Source organism: Mycobacterium sp. 852002-50816_SCH5313054-b (assembly GCF_001667185.1).
In the GTDB taxonomy this organism is placed as follows: Bacteria; Actinomycetota; Actinomycetes; order Mycobacteriales; family Mycobacteriaceae; genus Mycobacterium.
The window spans coordinates 1-2,819 of the sequence record NZ_LZIC01000049.1; the positions used below are offsets into that span (position 1 = coordinate 1).

Consider the following 2,819-nt stretch of genomic DNA (forward strand, 5'->3'; position numbering starts at 1 on the left):
CCGCCGCCCCCCCCCCCCCCCCCGATGGAGTCCGGGCCGAGGAAGGTGCCGGGGCCGCCGGTACCACCCTTGCCGCCGTTGCCGCCGTTGATCCCGCCGGAGCCGCCGCCACCGCCGCCGCCGCCGGCGCCGCCGCCGCCGGCGGTATCGGCGCTACCGCCGTTACCGCCGTTGCCGCCGTTGCCGTGCGCGCCGCCGCTGCCGCCGTTGCCGCCGACCCCGCCGTTGCCGCTTACGCTGTCGACGTTATCGGAGAGTTCACCTGCGGTACCGCCCTTTCCGCCATTGCCACCGTTGCCGTATGTGCCGCCGTTGCCACCGTTACCGCCGTGTCCGCCGTTACCGCCGGTGCCGACGACACCCGGCGAGACGAAGCCGCCTCCTTCACCGCCCGTCCCGCCGTCGCCGCCGTTGCCGCCGTTGCCGTGCACGCCGCCGTTACCGCCGATACCGCCGTTACCGCCGGCGCCGCCGAAGATGTCGGCGTAGCTGTTGCCACCGGTGCCGCCGTCGCCGCCGTTGCCGTAACTGCCGCCGTTCCCGCCGGCGCCGCCATCGCCACTAGCTCCGCCGCTCTTAACCGGCGAGTCAAAGCCGTGGCCACCGCGGCCGCCGTTGCCCACCGGGCCGGTGACGTTGGTGCCGGCGTTGCCGATTGCGCCCTGGGTGCCGCCGTTGCCGCCTTGGCCGGCCGCTCCGCCGGCGCCGCCGCCGCCGATTGCGCCGGGGTCACCGCCGTTGCCGCCGTGACCGCCGGTCTTGGTGGTGACATCGCCGGCGGCCCCGTCGCCGCCGTCACCGGGCAGGCCGGCGTTGCCGCCGTTGCCGCCCCGGCCGCCATTGCCGTTGGCGCCGCCGGGGCCGGCGTTGCCGCCGGCGCCGCCCTGGCCGCCTTGGCCGCCGTTCCCACCGTTGGAGCCGTTGCCGCCGGCGGCGCCCGGGGCGGCGTTGGGGTCGGTGGCCGCGTTATAGCCGTGGGCGCCGGCCCCGCCGTTGCCGCCTTGCCCACCTTGCCCGCCGTCCGCGGCGGTGCCGGTGGTCGTGGCACCGCCCGTGCCGCCGGTCCCGCCGGTGCCGCCGGTACCCGCTGCGCCGACGTTGCCGCCGGTGCCGCCGGTGCCGGGCGCCGCCCCGCCGCCACCACCCTGGCCGCCGTTGCCGCCGGTGCCCCCGGCGGTGGCGTCGTTGCTGCCGTCATCGGCCAAGCCGTCACCGCCCCGGCCGCCGTGGCCGCCGGTTCCGCCGGTTCCGCCGGAGCCGTTGGTGCCGCCGGCGCCGGAGTTGCCGCCCTGGCCACCGGCCCCGCCTTGGCCGCCGGTGCCGCCGGTCGCGCCCTGACCGTTGTTGGTGCCCGCGCCGCCATCGCCGCCCGCGCCGCCCTGCCCGCCTTGGCCACCTTGGCCGCCGCTGCCGGAGGCGGCTTGGCCGCCGAAGCCGCTGCCGCCCGCACCCGCGTTGCCACCGGTGCCGCCCGTGTCACCCTGGCCGCCGGTGCCGCCGACCGCTCCGGGCGTGCCGCTGTTGTCGGCACCCGTGCTGCCTTGGGCGCCGGTGCCGCCGGTGCCGCCGTCTCCCCCGAGGCCACCAGTGCCCTGCTGGCCGCCGCCGCCGGTGCCGGCGCTGCCGCCCTGGCCGCCCTGCCCGCCGTTGCCGCCGGACGCGCCCTGCCCGCTGTTGGTGCCGGTGATGCCGGCGCCACCCTGCCCGCCGGTGCCGCCCTGCCCGCCTTGGCCGCCGCTGCCGGCAGAGCCGGAGGCGGCTTGGCCGCCCAGGCCGGTGCCGCCCACGCCGGCGTTGCCGCCGGTGCCGCCGGTGCCGGCGTCGCCGCCGTCACCGCCGGCCACCCCGGCGTCGCCGCTGTGGTCGGTGCCGGCGGCGCCGTGGGCGCCGGTGCCGCCGGTGGCCCCGTCGCCGCCCTGGCCGCCCGCGCCCTGTTGGCCGCCGTTGCCGGTGCCGGCCTGGCCGCCGGCCCCGCCTTGGCCGCCGTTTCCGCCGGTCGCGCCCTGCCCGCTGTTGGTGCCGGCGATGCCGGCGCCGGCCTGGCCGCCGCTGCCGCCTTGCCCGCCTTGGCCGCCATTGCCGGCGTTGCCCGCCAAGGCCTGGCCGCCCAGGCCGGTGCCGCCGGCGCCGGCGTTGCCGCCGGTGCCGCCGGTGCCACCGCCGCCGCCGTCACCGCCGGCCACCCCCGCCAGGCCGCTGTTGTCGGTGCCTGCGGCGCCGTGGGAGCCGGTGCCGCCGCTGGCCCCGTCGCCGCCCTGGCCGCCCGCGCCCTGTTGGCCGCCGCCGCCGGTGCCGGCTTGGCCGCCGGCCCCGCCTTGGCCGCCGTCGCCGCCGGTCGTGCCCTGACCGCTGTTGGTGCCGGTGATACCGGCGCCGCCCTGCCCACCGCCGCCGCCTTGCCCGCCTTGGCCGCCACTGCCGGCGCTGCCCGAGGCGGCCTGGCCACCCAGACCGTTGCCGCCCGCGCCGGCGTTGCCGCCGGTTCCCCCGGTGCCGCCCGTGCCGACGCCGCCGCCGGCCACCCCCGCCAGGCCGCTGTTGTTTGTGCCGGCCACTCCGTGCGCCCCCTGGCCGCCGGTGCCACCGGTGCCGCCCTGGCCGCCGACTCCTTGCTGACCACCAACCCCCGCGCCGGCTTGGCCGCCGGCCCCGCCCTGGCCGCCGTCACCGCCGGCCGCACCCTGGCCGCTGTTGGTGCCGGCGATGCCGGCGGCGCCGTTGCCGCCGCCGGCACCCTGCCCACCGTGGCCGCCGCTGCCCGCCGTCCCGGAGGCGGCCTGGCCACCCGCGCCGCCGCCGCCCACCCCAGCGTCACCGCC

Annotated in this window: 1 protein-coding gene and 1 pseudogene; one reads left to right on the plus strand and one right to left on the minus strand. The window is 80.8% G+C overall.

Annotation, left to right across the window (positions count from 1 at the left end; translation table 11 throughout):
• Positions 1-2,555: pseudogene (locus A5787_RS28475) on the minus strand (PE family protein); the annotation flags it as partial.
• Positions 2,556-2,558: 3 nt separating this feature from the next.
• On the opposite strand from A5787_RS28475, the gene A5787_RS28480 reads away from it, so the two are divergent.
• On the plus strand, positions 2,559-2,819 hold a 261-nt coding region (locus A5787_RS28480; RefSeq protein ID WP_369829101.1), incomplete at its 3' end, for a hypothetical protein.